This is a genomic window from Luteimonas mephitis DSM 12574 (genome assembly GCF_000422305.1).
Classification (GTDB): Bacteria; Pseudomonadota; Gammaproteobacteria; order Xanthomonadales; family Xanthomonadaceae; genus Luteimonas; species Luteimonas mephitis.
In genome coordinates this window covers 68,302-83,822 of record NZ_AULN01000013.1, presented here as the reverse complement: position 1 = coordinate 83,822, position 15,521 = coordinate 68,302, and the positions used below count along the sequence as shown (strand labels likewise).

11 protein-coding genes are annotated in these 15,521 nt (G+C 72.5%); 4 read left to right on the top strand and 7 right to left on the bottom strand.

The genetic code is table 11. The features are described from left to right. Positions 1 to 22: 22 nt before the first annotated feature. Positions 23 to 418, bottom strand: a complete 396-nt coding sequence (locus H570_RS0102890) for a DUF488 domain-containing protein (RefSeq protein WP_245559535.1) — start codon at positions 416 to 418, stop codon at positions 23 to 25. Between the two features lie 164 nt (positions 419 to 582). On the opposite strand from H570_RS0102890, the gene H570_RS16135 reads away from it, so the two are divergent. After that, entirely contained in the window at positions 583 to 1,863 is a 1,281-nt protein-coding gene (locus tag H570_RS16135) for a DNA recombination protein RmuC (RefSeq protein WP_051176121.1), read from the top strand. Positions 1,864 to 1,994: 131 nt separating this feature from the next. Here H570_RS16135 and H570_RS0102880 read toward each other — a convergent pair whose 3' ends face one another. The 6 genes from H570_RS0102880 to H570_RS0102855 all read right to left on the bottom strand — a co-directional run bounded on the left by H570_RS0102880 (position 1,995) and on the right by H570_RS0102855 (position 6,203). Continuing rightward, positions 1,995 to 3,080, bottom strand: coding sequence for an MlaA family lipoprotein (locus H570_RS0102880; RefSeq protein ID WP_027079432.1), 1,086 nt, complete (start codon positions 3,078 to 3,080; stop codon positions 1,995 to 1,997). 64 nt (positions 3,081 to 3,144) lie between these two features. Beyond that, positions 3,145 to 3,414 (bottom strand): STAS domain-containing protein, encoded by a 270-nt coding sequence (locus H570_RS0102875; protein WP_156899844.1) that lies wholly within the window; start codon positions 3,412 to 3,414, stop codon positions 3,145 to 3,147. A 7-nt stretch (positions 3,415 to 3,421) separates the two neighbouring features. After that, positions 3,422 to 4,078 carry an MlaC/ttg2D family ABC transporter substrate-binding protein gene (locus H570_RS0102870; RefSeq protein WP_027079430.1) on the bottom strand — a complete coding sequence of 219 codons (657 nt, stop codon included), beginning with the start codon at positions 4,076 to 4,078 and terminating at the stop codon, positions 3,422 to 3,424. Further along, positions 4,075 to 4,623: an outer membrane lipid asymmetry maintenance protein MlaD gene (gene mlaD / locus H570_RS0102865; protein ID WP_027079429.1), complete on the bottom strand. Its 549-nt coding sequence runs from the start codon at positions 4,621 to 4,623 to the stop codon at positions 4,075 to 4,077. The genes H570_RS0102870 and mlaD overlap by 4 nt, the downstream gene beginning before the upstream one ends. A gap of 30 nt (positions 4,624 to 4,653) precedes the next feature. Continuing rightward, complete coding sequence (locus tag H570_RS0102860; protein WP_027079428.1) at positions 4,654 to 5,403, bottom strand: MlaE family lipid ABC transporter permease subunit; 750 nt, start codon at positions 5,401 to 5,403, stop codon at positions 4,654 to 4,656. After that, positions 5,403 to 6,203 (bottom strand): ABC transporter ATP-binding protein, encoded by an 801-nt coding sequence (locus tag H570_RS0102855; protein ID WP_036134989.1) that lies wholly within the window; start codon positions 6,201 to 6,203, stop codon positions 5,403 to 5,405. Before H570_RS0102855 ends, H570_RS0102860 begins: the two co-directional genes overlap by 1 nt. 295 nt (positions 6,204 to 6,498) lie before the next feature. On the opposite strand from H570_RS0102855, the gene recC reads away from it, so the two are divergent. Genes recC through recD form a run of 3 tightly spaced genes read left to right on the top strand, consistent with a single transcriptional unit; the run spans position 6,499 to position 15,436 of the window. Further along, positions 6,499 to 9,939 (top strand): exodeoxyribonuclease V subunit gamma, encoded by a 3,441-nt coding sequence (gene recC / locus H570_RS16130; RefSeq protein ID WP_051176039.1) that lies wholly within the window; start codon positions 6,499 to 6,501, stop codon positions 9,937 to 9,939. Then, on the top strand, positions 9,936 to 13,664 hold the full coding sequence (locus tag H570_RS0102845; RefSeq protein WP_027079426.1) for a UvrD-helicase domain-containing protein: 3,729 nt from the start codon (positions 9,936 to 9,938) through the stop codon (positions 13,662 to 13,664). Before recC ends, H570_RS0102845 begins: the two co-directional genes overlap by 4 nt. Next, entirely contained in the window at positions 13,661 to 15,436 is a 1,776-nt protein-coding gene (gene recD, locus H570_RS16125) for an exodeoxyribonuclease V subunit alpha (RefSeq protein ID WP_036134986.1), read from the top strand. Before H570_RS0102845 ends, recD begins: the two co-directional genes overlap by 4 nt. Positions 15,437 to 15,521 lie beyond the last annotated feature (85 nt).

Sequence of the window (15,521 nt, the reverse complement as noted above, 5' to 3'; positions counted from 1 at the left end):
AGTGGCCGCCCGTTTCGCCCGGTCAGCGCCTGCGGTGCGTGCGCAGGTACTCGCACAGCGCGACGGCATTGTTGTGCTCTTCCTCGCGCGTGCCGAACAGCAGCGTGTTGCGCCCCTTCGCCACCAGCGCCCCGCGCAGTGCGGTGACGCCTTCGGGATTGGCGTCGAGCTCGGCGAAGTAGCGCTTGCGGAATTCATCCCACTTCGCCGGCTCGTGGCCGAACCACTTGCGCAGCGCGTCGCTGGGGGCGACGTCCTTTATCCAGGCCACGTCGCCGAGTTTTTCCTTCGACAGGCCGCGCGGCCACAGCCGGTCGACCAGGACGCGGTTGCCGTCGCTCTCGTCGGCAGGAAGGTAAACCCGTTTGCTGCGCAGTTCCACGATGCTCTCCTCGGCGGCGCCTGCGCCACGCATCATGGCCACGGCGCGGTGATGCCGGCGTCGATGACGCGATGGGTGTGCGCGCGGTGCATGGCGGCAGGGGCGGGAATCGCAACCGCTGCGACGGCCGCGCTTACACTGGCGGCATGTCCGACACCCAACTCCTGCTGCTCCTGCTGGCCGCCGTGTTCGCGGCGATCATCCTGCTGGTCGTGCTGCTGCTGCGCAAGCCCGGGCGCGCGCTGGAGGCGGCGCTGCGCGAGGAGCAGCGCGACGGCCGCGGCGAACTGCGCCAGCAGCTCGACAGCCTGTCGTCGGCGCAGGCGCAGCGCATCGACGGCTTCGGCGCGCGCCTGACCGAGTTCAGCACCCGCACCGACCAGCGCCTGGACGTGCTGCGCGAGGCCCTGACCGAGGACGCGCGCAAGGCGCGCAGCGAGGGCGCCGACCTGCAGCAGCGCTTCGCCGAAACCCTTGGCCTGCGCCTGGCCGAACTGACCCAGCGCAACGAACAGCGCATCGGCGAGATGCGCGCCACGCTCGAGACGCAGCTGCAGAAGCTGCAGGCCGACAACGCGTCGAAACTCGAGCAGATGCGCGCGACCGTCGACGAGAAGCTGCAGTCCACGCTCAACACGCGCCTGGATGCGTCGTTCAAGCTGGTGTCCGAACGGCTGGAAGCGGTGCAGCGCGGCCTCGGCGAGATGCAGCAGCTGGCGGTCGGCGTCGGCGACCTCAAGCGCGTGCTCGGCAACGTCAAGACCCGCGGCACCTTCGGCGAGGTGCAGCTGGGTGCGCTGCTCGAGCAGGTGCTGACGATCGAGCAGTACGAGACCAACTGCATCACCGTCCCCGGCAGTAGCGAGCGGGTCGAGTTCGCGGTCAAGCTGCCCGGCACCCACGCCGACCAGCCGATCCGGCTGCCGATCGACGCCAAGTTCCCGCGCGAGGACTACGAGCGGCTGATGGACGCGCACGACCGCGCCGACGCCGACGGCGTCGCCGCCGCAGCGACCGCGCTCGAGCGCCAGGTCCGCGTGGAAGCCAGGCGTATCCGTGACAAGTACCTGGCGCCGCCGCACACCACCGACTTCGCGCTGCTGTTCCTGCCCACCGAAGGGCTGTACGCCGAAGTGCTGCGCCGACCGGGGCTGTTCGACGGCCTGCAGCGCGAGTTCCGGGTGACACTGGTGGGCCCGACCACTTTGCTGGCATTGCTCAACAGCCTGCAGATGGGCTTTCGCACGCTGGCGATCGAACAGCGTTCAAGCGAGGTGTGGCAGCTGCTGGGCGCGGTGAAGGCCGAGTTCGGCAAGTTCGCCGGCGTGCTGGAAAAGGCGCACGGGCAGCTCGACACCGTGCAGAACAGCATCAAGGCCGCCGGCGTGCGTACGCGCGCGATCGAGCGCCAGCTCAAGGGCGTGGAGACGCTGCCGGGCGCGGAGGCGCAGAAGCTGCTCGGCGACGACGACGGCGAGTGAGGCTGTAGGAGCGGCCCATGGCCGCGAGCTCTGGCCGTGGTCGCTCGCCTCTCCGTCAGGCAAAAGCAGGAACTCGCGGCCATGGGCCGCTCCTACGAGGCAGGCAGGTGGGGCCGCTGCGGCGGTGAGGCTCAGTTGGTCGGCGCGCCCGGGATGATCGGCATCGCGTCCACCGGCACCATCGGGTTGCCGTTGTCCTCGCGCAGATAGTCGGGCAGCGCATCGTCTTCGGCTTTCTGCTCGCGGTCGCCGAAGATCTGGTAGTTGCGGCGCTGCAGCCAGGCATCGCGCACCAACGTGTAATCGTCGACCGCGCCGGCGCGCATGCTGTCCACGGCGAACAGCTGCGTGCGCACGTCGACCAGTTGCAGGCCCTGCAGGAACACGCGGGTCTTGTCGTCCTCGACCTGGCGGATCGGCGACAGCTGGCCGTCGCCGACCAGGCCGAAGGCATCGCGCACGGTACGCGGGCCGAACAGGGGCAGCTCGACGTAGCGCGAGGTCTTCCAGCCCCACACGCCCAGCGTCTGGCCGAAGTCCTCGCTCTTGTTGGGCAGCTTGGCGTCGCTGGCCGGATCGAAAATGCCGCCGATGCCCAGCGTGCTGTTGAGCGCGAAGCGGCCCAGCGCCTGCGCCGCCTGTTTCGGCTTGCCCTGCAGCAGCGCGTTGAGCGCGCTGACCGGCTGGCCGAGGTTGTGGAAGAAGTTGCTCACGCCCAGCCGCACCGGTCGCGGCACTACCTTCACGTAGGCCTTGGCCAGCGGCTTGGCGATGGCACGGTCGACGGCATTGTTGAACGTGTGCACGCGGCGATTGAGCCCCTCCCAGGGGTCGTAGCTGCTGGGCAGCTGTGCCGGCGCGGGCAGGGTGGCGTCGTAGACCGGGTTGTAGGGCGGCTCGCCGTAGAGCGCGGCGTAATCGAGCTCGGCCTGGGTGGGCACGGTGGCGTCCACCGCGCCGTCGGCCGCAGCGGCGGCGCCCGGTTCCGGAACGCCGTCGTCGCGTGCCACCGCGTTCGCCGCGCCGGCATCGGCGGATGGCGCCGGTGTTGCCGCATCCACCGCATCCGCCGCCTGCGGCTGGATCGCCGGCGCCGCCGCCGCGACCGCCGCCACCGGCGGTGGCGCATCGTTGCGCACGCCGTGGCCGGCGCAGGCGGCCAGCGCCAGGACCAGCGGGATGCAGAACGTGATGCGGTAGGCGGCAAGGCGGGTCATGGGGCGGGGGTTCGCTGGAATCGGGGGAAGAAAAGGCGCGCGTGCCGGGCGGTCGTCGAGGTGCTCAGGCCGCGAAGCCCAGCGCCGCGTCCAGCCGGTAGGCCGCGCGCAGTTCGGCCAGGCCGGCGGGCGTGCCGTCGATGGCGATGCCGCCGCCTGCGCGCGTGGTCAACTCGGCCAGCAGCGCGAGGCCGGCGCTGTCTATGCGGGACACCGCCTGCAGGTCGAAACGGCGCACCCCGTCGAGCGCGGCCGCCGCCTGCCGCCACAGCGCGGCCACGTCGTCGCGCAACAGCGCGCCGGCGAACACCAGCGCGTCGCCGTCGCGGCGCATGCCGGCGTTACTTGTCGGCATCGGCCTGCAGCTGCCCGTTGCGCAGTTCGGCCGCGACCTGCGCGATCGACTTGTTCTGCAGCTCCTGGTCGAACTGCTGGCGGAAGGTCTGCACGAACGACACGCCCTCGACCATCACGTCGAACACCTTCCACTGGCCGCCGGACATGCGCATCAGATAGTCGACCGGGATCGCGTCGCCGTCGCTGCGCAGCATCTCGCTGGACACCTTCACACCGAGGCCGCGCGGCAGCGGGGTTTCCGACTTCACCCGCACCCGCAGCCTGGTGTTGAAGCTGAGCAGCGACGTGCCGTAGCGCTGCATCAGGTTGTCGGCGAGCGCGTCGCCGAAGGCCTTGATGTCGGCGTCCGACGCACCGCGGCCGTGGCGGCCGAGGACCTGGCGCGCGGCGTAGTCGCGGTCGAACATGGTGTTGAACTCGCCAATGACGAACTGGCGCAGCGCGGACGGATTCTTCGTGAACTCGGTGCGGCGGCTTTCCAGCGTCGACAGGATGCGCTGGCTGTTGTCGAGCACCAGCTTGCTGGGCGAGGCCACGCGGACCTCGGACGCGGCTTGCGGCGCGGCCTGCACCGGCGCCACGCCCGGCACCGTGGCCAGCAGCGCGCCGGCGACAAGAAGGGGGATGAGCTTGCGGGTCATGGCTGGGGGGCTTCCGTGGGAGTGGGAGGTTGCGCCGCGCCGGCATCGTTGCCGGCCGCTTCGTTCGAGGTGGCCGCGGCCTTCTCGCCGCCGCCGCTGAACATGTACTTGCCGACCATCTGGATGATGTCGACCGCAGGCGTGGTGAATGCGATCTCCTCGCCCGGTTTCAAGGTCTCGACGTCGCCGCCGGGCTGCAGGCCGATGTAGCTTTCGCCGAGCAGGCCGTTGGTGAGGATGCCGGCGGAGGTATCCGCGGACAGGTCCTTGTAACGGTTGTCGATGTCGAGCGTGACCACCGAGTCGAGCTTGACCGGGTCGAGGGTGATGTCGCCGACCCGGCCGATGGTGACGCCGCCGATCTTCACCGGCGCCATCGGCCGCAGCGGCCCGATGTTGGTGAAGCGCGCGGTGAGTTCGTAGGTGTCGCCGCCGAAGCCGAACTTGCCGTTGGTCGAGGCGATCGCCAGCACCAGCAGCGACGCGAGCGCCAGCAGCAGGAACGCACCGACCGCGAATTCGAGACGTGGACCGCGGGTTGTCATGTGGGAATCCTCAAGTGTTTCCAGGCGCCGTCAGCGGAACAGCAGCGCCGACAGCACGAAGTTGAACATCAGCACCAGCAGGGACGCGTTGACCACCGCGCGCGTGGTCGCAACCGACGTGCCTTCGATGGTCGGCTCGGCGTGGTAGCCCACGTACGAGGCCACCAGCGCCGCGGTGCCGCCGAACACCGCCGACTTCTCGAACGCGACCAGGAAATCGTGGCGATAGTCGACCGCGTCGCGCAGCACCTGCCAGAACGTGCCGGCGTCGATGCCGATCACGTGCACGGCTTCGAAATAGCTGGCGCTGATGCCGAGGCTGCAGAAGAAGCCGGTCAGCAGCGGCACGCAGATCACCGCCGCCCAGAAGCGCGGCGCGACGACCTTGGCGACCGGATCGATCGCCATCAGCCCGAGCGCGGTGATCTGGTCGGTCGCGCGCATCAGGCCCAGCTCGGCGGCGATCGACGAACCGGCGCGACCGATGAACAGCAGCGCGGTCAGCACCGGCGCCAGCTCGCGGTACAGGCCCAGGCCGACCAGCGCGCTGATCTGGTTGGCCGCGCCGTAGGTCTCCAGCGCGCGGTAGCCCAGCAGCGTGACCGACAGGCCGACGAAGGCGCCGCCGACCGCGATGATCGGCAGCGAGCGCGCGCCGATCTTGTAGATCTCGCGCACCAGCTCGGCGAAGAAGTCCGCGCTCGGCTTCGACGCGCGCAGCACCGACAGCGAGAACAGCCCCGCACGGCCGAGCGAGCGGGTCGCAGCGACGAACGGCATCACGCGGCCTCCCGGCTGCGTTCGGCGGTATCGAACGCGATGGGCCCGTCCGGCTCGCCGCGCAGGAACTGCAGCACCAGCGGATCGGCCGTGGCCTCCAGCTCCGAAGGCGTGCCGGAGAACACGATGTGGCCGTTGGCGATCACGATCGCGCGGTCGGCGACCGGCAGCGTCTCGTGCACGTGGTGGGTGACGATGATGCTGGTCAGGCCGAGGCTGGCGTTGAGGCGCGCGATCAGGCTCATGATCACGCCGCTGGCGATCGGGTCGAGCCCGGTCAGCGGCTCGTCGTAGATCATCAGCGGCGGGTCGAGCGCCAGCGCGCGCGCCAAGGCGACGCGGCGCGCCATGCCGCCGGACAGCTCGCGCGGGTAAAGATCCCCGGCGGTGCGCAGGCCCACCGCGTGCAGCTTCATCGCCACCAGCCGGTCGATCACCGGCCGCGGCAGCCTGGTATGCGTGCGCAGCGGCAGCGCGACGTTCTCGGCCACGGTCAGGTCGGTCAACAGGCCGTTGCCCTGCAACAGCACGCCGATGCCCTTGCGCAGCTCCAGCAGCGCGCGCTGGCGCCGCGGCACCGGCTGGCCGAACACCTCCACCGTGCCGGCAGCCGGCACCAGCTCGCCGGTCAGCGCCGCCAGCAGCGTCGACTTGCCGCTGCCCGAGGGCCCCAGCACCGCGGTGATGCTGCCGCGCGGCACCGCCAGGTCGATCCCTGACAGCACCGCCCGCGCGCCGCGGTCGAGGCGGACGTCGGTCAGGCGCACGGCGATGTCTTGCGTTGGCGTGGCGACGGGCATGCGGGGGAGGCTCGGAAGCGGGGGACCGCAATCATGCGGACGAAATCCCGCGCAGCTTGGACAAAACCGGCTGAACAGGGCCGGAGTGGGTGAACCGGGCGGTACAGGAATTATGGCGTAATTCCGCCAGCTCCGTAGGAGCGGCTTCCGCGCTCTGGACCCTGGTTGTTGTAGGAGCGGCGGAAGCCGCGAAGCTTTACCGGGAAGGCTTCGCGGCTTCCGCCGCTCCTACGCCGCAACCCCGCCCGACATTTTCGTATCGCGGGGTGCGACAACGCTCCGGCATCATGAACGCATGGCTGCGCGCACCGGCGACTTCCGCCTCTACCACTCCAATGCCCTCGACGTGCTCGCCGCGCTGCTGGCCGAGGAGCTGCGCACGCCCGCGCCCGGGCAGCCGCTGCTGGCGCCGGACACGATCCTGGTCCCGCAGGTGGCGATGCGGCGCTGGCTGCAGGCGACGCTGGCCGCGCGCCACGGCATCGCCGCCAACCTCGAGTTCCTCACCCCCGGCGAATTCGTCGCCCGCGCACTGGCCGCCAACCCGGCGCCGGATGCAGATGCGAGTACCGAAGAACTCGACGCCGACAGCCTGCACTGGCACCTGTACGCCGCGCTGCTCGACCCGGCCCTGCGCGCGCGCCCGGCGCTGGCGCAGTTGGCCGCCTACCTCGACGGCGACGATCCGCTGAAGGCGTGGACCCTGGCCGGTGAACTGGCCGGCGTGTTCGGCAAGTACCAGGCCTGGCGCCGCGACTGGCTGCTGCGCTGGGAAGCCGGCGCCGACCGCGACGACCCGCAGGCGATCCTGTGGCGCGCGGTCGCCAGCGGCCGCGACCACCGCGCCCGCCGCATCCAGGATTACCTCGCGAGGTTCGGAAGCCTGTCCGGCGACGACAGCGCCGCCGTGCCCGCAGGCCTGCCGCCGCGGCTGTTCGCCTTCGGCACGCTCAACGTCTCGCCCGACGTGCTGCGGGTGATGGCCACCCAGGCCCGCGCCGGCACGCTGCACTTCTACCTGCCCACGCCGACGAAGGAATACTGGGGCGACCTGCAGTCGCTCGGCGCGCGGCTGCGCGCGGGCGACGAGCCATTCGGGGACGAAGCCGCCGACAACCCGCTGCTGCGCGCCTGGGGCTCGGCCGGAAAAGATTTCATGGCGCTGCTGGGCAGCTACGAAGTGGTGCATCCCTCCGGCGAGATCGCCGCGTATGCGGATCCGGAAGCCTCCACAGCACCAACCCTCGCCGAAGGCGGGCTGCGCGACAGCCTGCTGCACCGCATGCAGGCCGACCTGTTCCACCGCCGCGCGCGGCCGGCCGGCACGCCGCGCGCCGAGGTCGATCGCGACGATCCCAGCCTGCAGGCCCACGCCTGCCACACCCGCCTGCGCGAACTGCAGGTGCTGCACGACCGCCTGCGCGCGCTGCTGGAAGACAAGCGTTTCGACCCGCCACTGCAGCCGCGCGAGATTGCGGTGCTGGCACCGGACATCGATCCCTACGTGCCGTACCTGGACGCGGTGTTCGGCGGCCACGGCGACGGCGCGTCCGGACCGCCGATCCCGTGGGCGATGGCCGACGCCAGCCCGCTCGCCGATGAGCCGCTGGCCGCCGCGTTCCTGCGCCTGCTGGCGCTGCCGGTGTCGCGCTTCGGGCTGGTCGAGACGCTCGACCTGCTCGCCAGCCCGCCGCTGGCCGAGGCCGCGGGCCTCGATGCCGGCGCGTTCGAACGCCTGCACGGCTGGCTGCATGCCGCCGGCGCGCGCTGGGGCATCGACGCCGCGCACCGCGCGCACCAGGGCGCGCCGGACGACGACGCCTACACCTGGCAGTTCGCGCTCGACCGGCTGCTGCTCGGCCACGCCAGCGGCGACGACAGCCAGATCCGCGGCGACGCGCAGGTGGTCGCGCCGTGGCCGGAGCTGGAAGGCGGCGCGCTCGACGCGCTCGACACCCTCGTGCGGCTGCTTCGCGTGCTTGCCCGGCACCAGCGCGTGCTGGGCGAAGCCATGTCGCCGGCGCGCTGGCGCGAGCGCCTGCTCGAACTGCTCGACGCGCTGCTGCCGCGGCCGCCTTCGACGCAGGGCGGCCAGCGTGCGCTCGACCGGCTGCGCTCGCTGGTCGAAGCGTTCGCCGCCCAGGCCGAACGCGCCGGATTCGACGCGCCGGTGCCGGGTGAAGTGGTGCGCGCGCACTTCGCCGCCGTGCTGGGCGAGGCCGATACCCGCGCGCCGCTGCTCACCGGCGGCGTCAGCTTCGCGCGCATGGTGCCGATGCGGCTGCTGCCGTTCCGGGTGATCTGCCTGCTCGGCATGAACGACGGCGACTTCCCGCGCCGCGATCCGGCCGCCGGCCTCAACCGCCTCACCGCGGCGCTGGGCACAGACCAGCGCCGCTACGGTGACCGCTCCACCCGCGACGACGACCGCTACCTGTTCCTGCAGCTGTTCTCCGCCGCGCAGGACGTGTTCCACGTCAGCTGGCTCGGCGCCGACCCGCGCGACGGCAGCGCGCGCGAGCCGTCGGCGGTGGTGTCCGAACTGCTCGCCGCGGCGGCGGACTACCACGTCGCGCCGGACGATCCCGCGCGTTCAAAAAAGAAGGCGGAGATCGTCGAAGCGCTGGTGCTGCGGCATCCGCTGCAGCCGTTCTCGCCGGCCGCGTTCGGCAGCGGCGACGCGCGCCATTTCAGCTATCGCGAACACTGGCACCCTGCGGCCGGGAGGCTGTCCGGCACGCGCACGACGCTGGCGCCGTGGATGGACGCGGCTGCCGCACTGGCGCCGCCGTCCGAGCCCGAAACCGAACTGTCGCTCGACGCGCTGCGCCGCTTCCTGATGGCGCCGGCCGAGCAGTTCCTGCGCCAGCGCCTGGGCCTGCGCCTCGCGGAAGTGGACGCGGCGGGCGAAGACATCGAACCGCTGCAGGCGCCGGGTCGCGGACTCGAACGCAACCAGCTGCAGCGCGCGGTGTTCGACGCGCTGCTCGCAGGCGACAAACCCGACGCCATGCATCCGGCGCTGCGCGCGCGCGGCCTGCTGCCGTCCGGGCCGCTGGGCCGGCGCGCACTGGCCGAGGTGCTCGATGAAGTGCGGCCGTACGCGCAGCACTTCGCGCAGTGGTGCGGCGACGCGCAGCCGCAGTCGCTGTCGCTCGACGTACAGATCGACGGCCTGCGCCTGCACGGCCGCCTGGCCGACGCGTGGCCGCAGGGCATCGCGCGGCTGCGCTTCGGCGAACGCAACGGGCCGTCGGCGATCCGCAATGGACTGGACTGGCTGCTGGCCGCGGCGGCCGGGCTGGAACTGCCGTTCGTCGAATTCCAGGACAACGTGGATCACGGCGTCGGCGCGTATCCGCGCGAGGCGCTGTCGCGCGACGCCGCCATCGACGCGCTGCGCGGCCTGCTGGCCCTGCGCGCCGAAGGCCTGCGACGGCCGCTGCCGTTCGCGCCGTACAGCGCGTGGGCCCTGTTTGCCGCGCCGAACCAGGAGCGCGGCGTGCGTGCTGCCCGCGACCGCTGGCGCGGCAGCGCGCGCAGCTGGGCCGAGGGCGACGGCGAGGCGCTGCGGCTGGCCCTGCGCGGGCGCGACCCGTTCGCCGATGCCGAAGCGCTGCAGGAGTTCGCCGACACGGCGTTCGCCATCTACGGCGCGGTGCTGCACGGCCAGCCCGCGGCCGCGCCGGGCGGGTTCGAACCCCCCGCTGACGACGATGCGGAGGACGCCGCATGAGCGACGTTTCCGCACGCGACCCGTACCTGGACCTGCCGCTCGACGGCGTGCGCCTGGTCGAAGCCTCCGCCGGCACCGGCAAGACCTTCACCCTAGCCACGCTGGTGGCGCGGCTGGTGGTCGAACGCGGCCTGCGCGTGGGCCAGGTGCTGGCGGTGACCTACACCGAGGCGGCCACGCAGGAGCTGCGCAAGCGCATCCGCGAACGCCTGCAGCTGGCGCTCGAACTGGTCGACGCGCGCGCGGGCGAAGAAGAGAACGCCGAAGTCGCGTTGACGCGCGACATCCTGCGCGCGCATCGCCAGCGCAGCGGCGAAAGCGAGGACGCGCTGCGCCGGCGGCTGCAGCGGGCGGTGATGGAAGTCGACCTCGCCGCGATCTTCACCATCCACGGCTTCTGCGCCCGCGTGCTGCGCGAGCACGCGCTGGAAAGCGGGCAGGGCTTCGACCCGCCGGACCTGCTGGGCAACGACCGCGAGCTGCGCGAGGCGCTTGCCGCCGACCTGTGGCGTGCGCACGGGCGCGACGCCGACGGCGCCGACGACCTCGCCGCACTGTGGAAGGAAGGGCCGACGGCGCTGGCCGCCGACCTCGGCGCGCTGCTGCGCGAACCGGTCCTGCTGCCGCCGGCTGCATCGCTGCCGCCGGTTCCCGCGCCCGCGCTGCACGCGGCGGGGCAGGCGCTGGCCGCGGGCTTCCGCGCGCACGGCGATGATTTCCTCGCCGTGCTGCTGGACGCCGTCGACCGCAAGGTGCTCAACGGCAACAGCTACAAGGCCGACTGGATCCGCGCGCTGTGGGCGCAGCTGGACGCGTGGTGCGAGGCCGGCGACTTTGCCGCGCAGCTCGACCAGCGCGTTGCGCGCCTGGCCCCGGAAGCGCTGCAGGCCAGGACCAACAAGACGCACGCCGGGCGCACGCCCGACTCGCCGCTGTGCGCGCTGGTGCCGCCGTATCTCGACGCGCTGCAGGCCCGCGAGGAATTCCTCTCCCGTCGCCGCGTCGTGCTGCTGCACCACCTGCGCGACGATGCGCGCGCGCGCCTGGCGCTGCTCAAGCGGCAGAACCGCGTGCAGACCTATGACGACCTCATCGACGGCGTCGCCGACGCGCTCGACGGCCCGCGCGGCGATGCGCTCGCGCGCGGCCTGCGCGCGCAGTACGCGGTGGCGCTGGTGGACGAGTTCCAGGACACCGACACGCGCCAGTGGAAGATCTTCGAGCGCGTGTTCGGCGGCGGCAGCGCCGAGCCGGCGTTGTTTCTCATCGGCGATCCCAAGCAGGCGATCTACGGCTTCCGCGGCGGCGACGTGCATGCCTACCTGCAGGCGCGCGACAGCGCGATCCAGGCGCCGCCGCTTGCCCACAACTTCCGCTCGCGGCCCTCGGTGCTGGCGGCGGTCGACGCGCTGTATGCGCAAGCCGGCGAGGACGCCTTCGTCGATCCGCGCATCGGGTTCCGCAAGGTCAGCGCCGGCGGCCGCCGCGTCGACGCGGACTTCCTGCGCGATGGCGCGCCGGCACCTGCGCTCACCGTCTGGCAGGCGCCCGAGCCGCCGCCCGATTCCCGGGGCAGGGTCAAACCCTGGAACGCCGAGGACTCGCGCACGCTCGCCACCGGCGCCTGCGTCGCCGCGATCCACGCCGTGCTGGGCGATGCGCGCGCGGGCCGCGCCACGATCGACGGCGCACCGGTGCAACCCGGCGACATCGCCGTGCTGGTGCGCACCCACTTCGAGGCCAGCCGCATCCAGCAGGCGCTCGCCGCCGCCGGCATCCCCGCCGTTGCGGCGGGCAAGCAGAGCCTGTTCGCCACCAGCGAAGCGCGCGAGCTGCACACGCTGCTGCTCGCGCTGCTGCAGGGCGGCGACGACGGCCGCCTGCGCGCGGCGCTGTCCACGGTGCTGGTCGGCGAGGATGCCGCCGCCATCGATGCGCTCGAGCATCCCGTCGACAAGCCGGCCGGCGACGCGCACCGCGAGTGGCAGCGCAAGGCGCTGGCCTGGCGCGAACGCCTGCTGCGCGGCGGCCCGCTCGCCCTGGTCGGCGACCTGTGCGCGGCGCACGCGCAGCGCCTGCTCGGCCTGGTCGACGGCGAGCGCCGGGTCAGCAACTACCTGCAGCTGGGCGAAGCGCTGGCCGAAGCGCAGGCGCTCGCGCTTGGCCTGCACGGCCTGGTCGACTGGCTGGGCCGGCGCATCGCGCAGGCCGATCCCGACGACGAAACCCAGCTGCTGCGGCTCGAGTCCGACGCGCGCCGCGTGCAGATCGTCACCCTGCACAAGAGCAAGGGCCTGGAGTACCCGCTGGTGTTCCTGCCGTTCGCCGGCATCGGCCGCAAGGAACCTTCGCCCGGCCGGCACTGCGTGGCGCACCACGAACACAGCGAGCGCCGCCTGCACTGGCAGATCGCCCTCGACGATGCGGACTGGGAGTACGCGAAGGAGGCATGGAAGATCGAGCAGCGCGCCGAGGACGCGCGCCTGCTCTACGTCGGCATGACCCGCGCCGAACATGCGCTGTGGATCGCCACCGGCCTGTTCTCCAACCACGACAACGCCGCGCTGGCGCCCATGCTGCGTGACGAGGCTGCGCTCGCCGCCGTGCCCGGCATCGCCTTCGACGACAACCCGCCGCCCGCGCAGCTGCCGCGCCTGCCGCCCGAATCCGACGCCGCCGTGCCGCCCGCGCGCGTCGCCACGCGCATGCTGTCGCACGACTGGTGGGTCTACAGCTTCACCCAGCTGTCCAACGCCGACGCCGGCAACGATCCGTCCGCCGCCGCCACGCTGCCCGTGCCCGGCGGCCGCGACGAACCGGCCGCGTCCGAAGACGTCGATGCGCCCGGTGCCGACGCCTTCGACCCGCGCTTCGCAGGCACCCGCTTCGGCGTCGCGCTGCACGCCGCGTTCGAACGGATCGCGCTGCAGCCGGCGGGCTTTGCCGCCTGGCGCGACTGGCAGCCCGGCGACGCGGCCCCGGCCGGGCAGGCGCGCGTCATCGCCGACGCCCTGCGCGCCGAGGGCTACGCCGCCGACGTGCTCGACGACGGCATCGCCCTGGTCACGCGCCTGGTCGGCGCCACCCTGCGCGTCCCGCTGCCCGAGGGCGTGCGCCTGTGCGACGTGCCCGACGACGCGCGCCGCCCCGAGATCGAGTTCCAGTTCGCCCTCCAGCCCACCCGCGTCGACGCGCTGCTGCAGCTGCTGCACGCGCACGGCGTGGTCCGCGACCGCCACGGCTTCGGCCTGCGCCAGCGGCTGGAAGGCCTGATGACCGGCCTGGTCGATCTCACCTACCAGCACGACGGCCGCTGGCACGTGCTCGACTACAAGTCCAACCGCCTGCCGCGCTACCACGCCGCCGCGCTGCGCGACGCCATGGCGCACAGCGAGTACGACCTGCAGGCGCTGATCTACACCCTGGCGCTGCATCGCTGGCTGCGCTTCCGCCTCGGCGACGCCTCCGACGGCGGCGCCTATGACTACGCGCGCGACTTCGGCGGCATCCGCTACGTGTTCTGCCGCGGCATCGACCTTGGCGCGTCCGCGGAAGGGCCGCCGGCAGGCGTGCACGCGCAGCGCTTCGATCCCGAACTGGTCCACGCCCTCGACGCCCTGTTCGCCGGCGGCACCGAACCACCTTCCGGATCAAAGCCCCGCTCCCGCCTGCGGGGGAGAGATCGGGATGAGGGCGCGTCAGGTCGCGAGGAAGCATCCCCATGACCACGACCCCGCTCCTCGACGCCCTCCGGCGCGCCGGCATCCTGCGCACGCTCGACCACGCCCTTGCGCAAAGCCTGCGCCGCCTCGACCCCGACACCCCCGACGCCGTCCTCGCCGCCGCCGCGCTCGCCTCGCTCGCCGTCGCCCGCGGGCACGCCGGCTTCGACCCGGCCGCGCCGCGCATCCTGGTCGACCACGACAGCGAGATCCCGTGGCCCGACGCCGACGCCTGGCGCCGCGAACTGGCCGCCTCGCGCTGGGTCGCCGTGCCCGCAGCCGGCGCCGATGTTTCCGACGCGAGCCGCCCGCTGGTGTTCGAAGGCGCGCCCGGCGCATCGGGCCTGCTCTACCTGCGCCGCTACCGCGAGTACGAGCGCCGCGTCGCCTCCGGCCTGCAGCGCATCGCCGCGCAGCCCGGCCCCGGCGGCGTCGACCTGGTCACCGGCGGCCCCGGCACCGGCAAGACCACCACCATCGCCCGCCGGCTGGTGGAACACGTCGAGCAGGCCCGCGAAGCGCACCGCGCCGAACCCCGCATCGCCCTGGCCGCCCCCACCGGTCGCGCCGCCGAACGCATGGCCGAAAGCGTGCGCACCGCGCTGCGGGTGCTGGCCGTCGACGGCACCGACACCGGCGTCATCGACGCCTTGCCCACCACCGGCACCACCCTGCATCGCCTGCTCGGCACCATTCCCGACAGCCCGCGCTTCCGCCACCACGCCGACAACCCGCTGCCGTTCGACGTGGTGGTCGTCGACGAAGCCTCGATGATCGACCTGCCGCTGATGGCCAAGCTGGTCGAAGCCGTCCCCGACGGCGCGCGCCTGATCCTCATCGGCGACCCCGACCAGCTTCCCTCGGTCGAAGCCGGCGACGTCCTCACCGGCATCCTCGCCGCGGCGGCGGGCGACGCCGACGCCGCCAACGCCGCCAACGCATTGCAGCCGCAGCCCGGCCCCGCAGGAGCGGCCCATGGCCGCGATCACGCAATGACTGCGTCAAACCCGAACTTCCCCGCCCGCCGCACCCACCTCACCCATTCCTGGCGCCAGCACGAAGCCCTGCAGCTCGCCCCGCTCGCCGCCGCCGTGCGCGCAGGCGACAGCGCCACCGCCCTGTCGCTGCTGCGCGGCGGCACCCTGTCGGGCGTGCACTTCCACGAAGGCAGCGCCGACCCGCTGCAGACCCACCGCGACCACCTGCTCGCCCACTGGCGCGCGCTTGCCAACGCCGGCAACCCCGCCGAAGCCCTCGCGCTCGCTTCGCGCCTGCGCCTGCTCACCGCCGTGCGCGAAGGCCCGCAGGGCGCCCGCACCCTCAACGCCCGCATCGAACCCCTGCTCGCCGGCCCCGGCGCCGCCGCGAACCGCCACTTCCACGGCCGCCTCCTGCTGGTCACCGAGAACAGCTACCGCCACCGCCTGTTCAACGGCGACATCGGCATCTGCTTCCGCGACACCGACGGCAGCATCATGGCCTGGTTCCCCGGCGACACCCCCGACGCACCGCGCGCCTTCCACCCCGCCGCGCTGCCCGCGCACGACAGCGCCTTCGCGATGACCGTGCACAAGGCGCAGGGCTCGGAGTTCGATGAAGTGTGGTTGCTCCTCCCCGCCCGCGACAGCCGCGTGCTGTCGCGGGAGCTGGTCTATACCGGCATCACGCGCGCGCGGCGGGAGTTGCATGTGGCGGGGAGTGCGGAGGGGATCACCGAGGCATTGGCGCGGCATGCGAGTCGGTGGTCGGGGTTGGGGTGGAGGTTAGCGGAGTGATGTTCGGCTAAGAGTGGCGAGCTACGCCAAAGCTACTCGGATGAAGGTTGGAAAGCCGGGTCAGAAGCGAAGACATTGCGATGGA

What these genes read in the sequence shown, in the direction of transcription:
- H570_RS0102880 (WP_027079432.1), bottom strand. Translation starts at nt 3,080, where the DNA reads ATGACCCGCCTTGCCGCCTACCGCATCACGTTCTGCATCCCGCTGGTC.
- H570_RS0102855 (WP_036134989.1), bottom strand. Translation starts at nt 6,203, where the DNA reads ATGCCCGTCGCCACGCCAACGCAAGACATCGCCGTGCGCCTGACCGAC.
- mlaD (WP_027079429.1), bottom strand. Translation starts at nt 4,623, where the DNA reads ATGACAACCCGCGGTCCACGTCTCGAATTCGCGGTCGGTGCGTTCCTG.
- H570_RS0102860 (WP_027079428.1), bottom strand. Translation starts at nt 5,403, where the DNA reads ATGCCGTTCGTCGCTGCGACCCGCTCGCTCGGCCGTGCGGGGCTGTTC.
- H570_RS0102890 (WP_245559535.1), bottom strand. Translation starts at nt 418, where the DNA reads ATGATGCGTGGCGCAGGCGCCGCCGAGGAGAGCATCGTGGAACTGCGC.
- H570_RS0102870 (WP_027079430.1), bottom strand. Translation starts at nt 4,078, where the DNA reads ATGACCCGCAAGCTCATCCCCCTTCTTGTCGCCGGCGCGCTGCTGGCC.
- H570_RS0102875 (WP_156899844.1), bottom strand. Translation starts at nt 3,414, where the DNA reads ATGCGCCGCGACGGCGACGCGCTGGTGTTCGCCGGCGCGCTGTTGCGC.
- recD (WP_036134986.1), top strand. Translation starts at nt 13,661, where the DNA reads ATGACCACGACCCCGCTCCTCGACGCCCTCCGGCGCGCCGGCATCCTG.
- H570_RS0102845 (WP_027079426.1), top strand. Translation starts at nt 9,936, where the DNA reads ATGAGCGACGTTTCCGCACGCGACCCGTACCTGGACCTGCCGCTCGAC.
- recC (WP_051176039.1), top strand. Translation starts at nt 6,499, where the DNA reads ATGGCTGCGCGCACCGGCGACTTCCGCCTCTACCACTCCAATGCCCTC.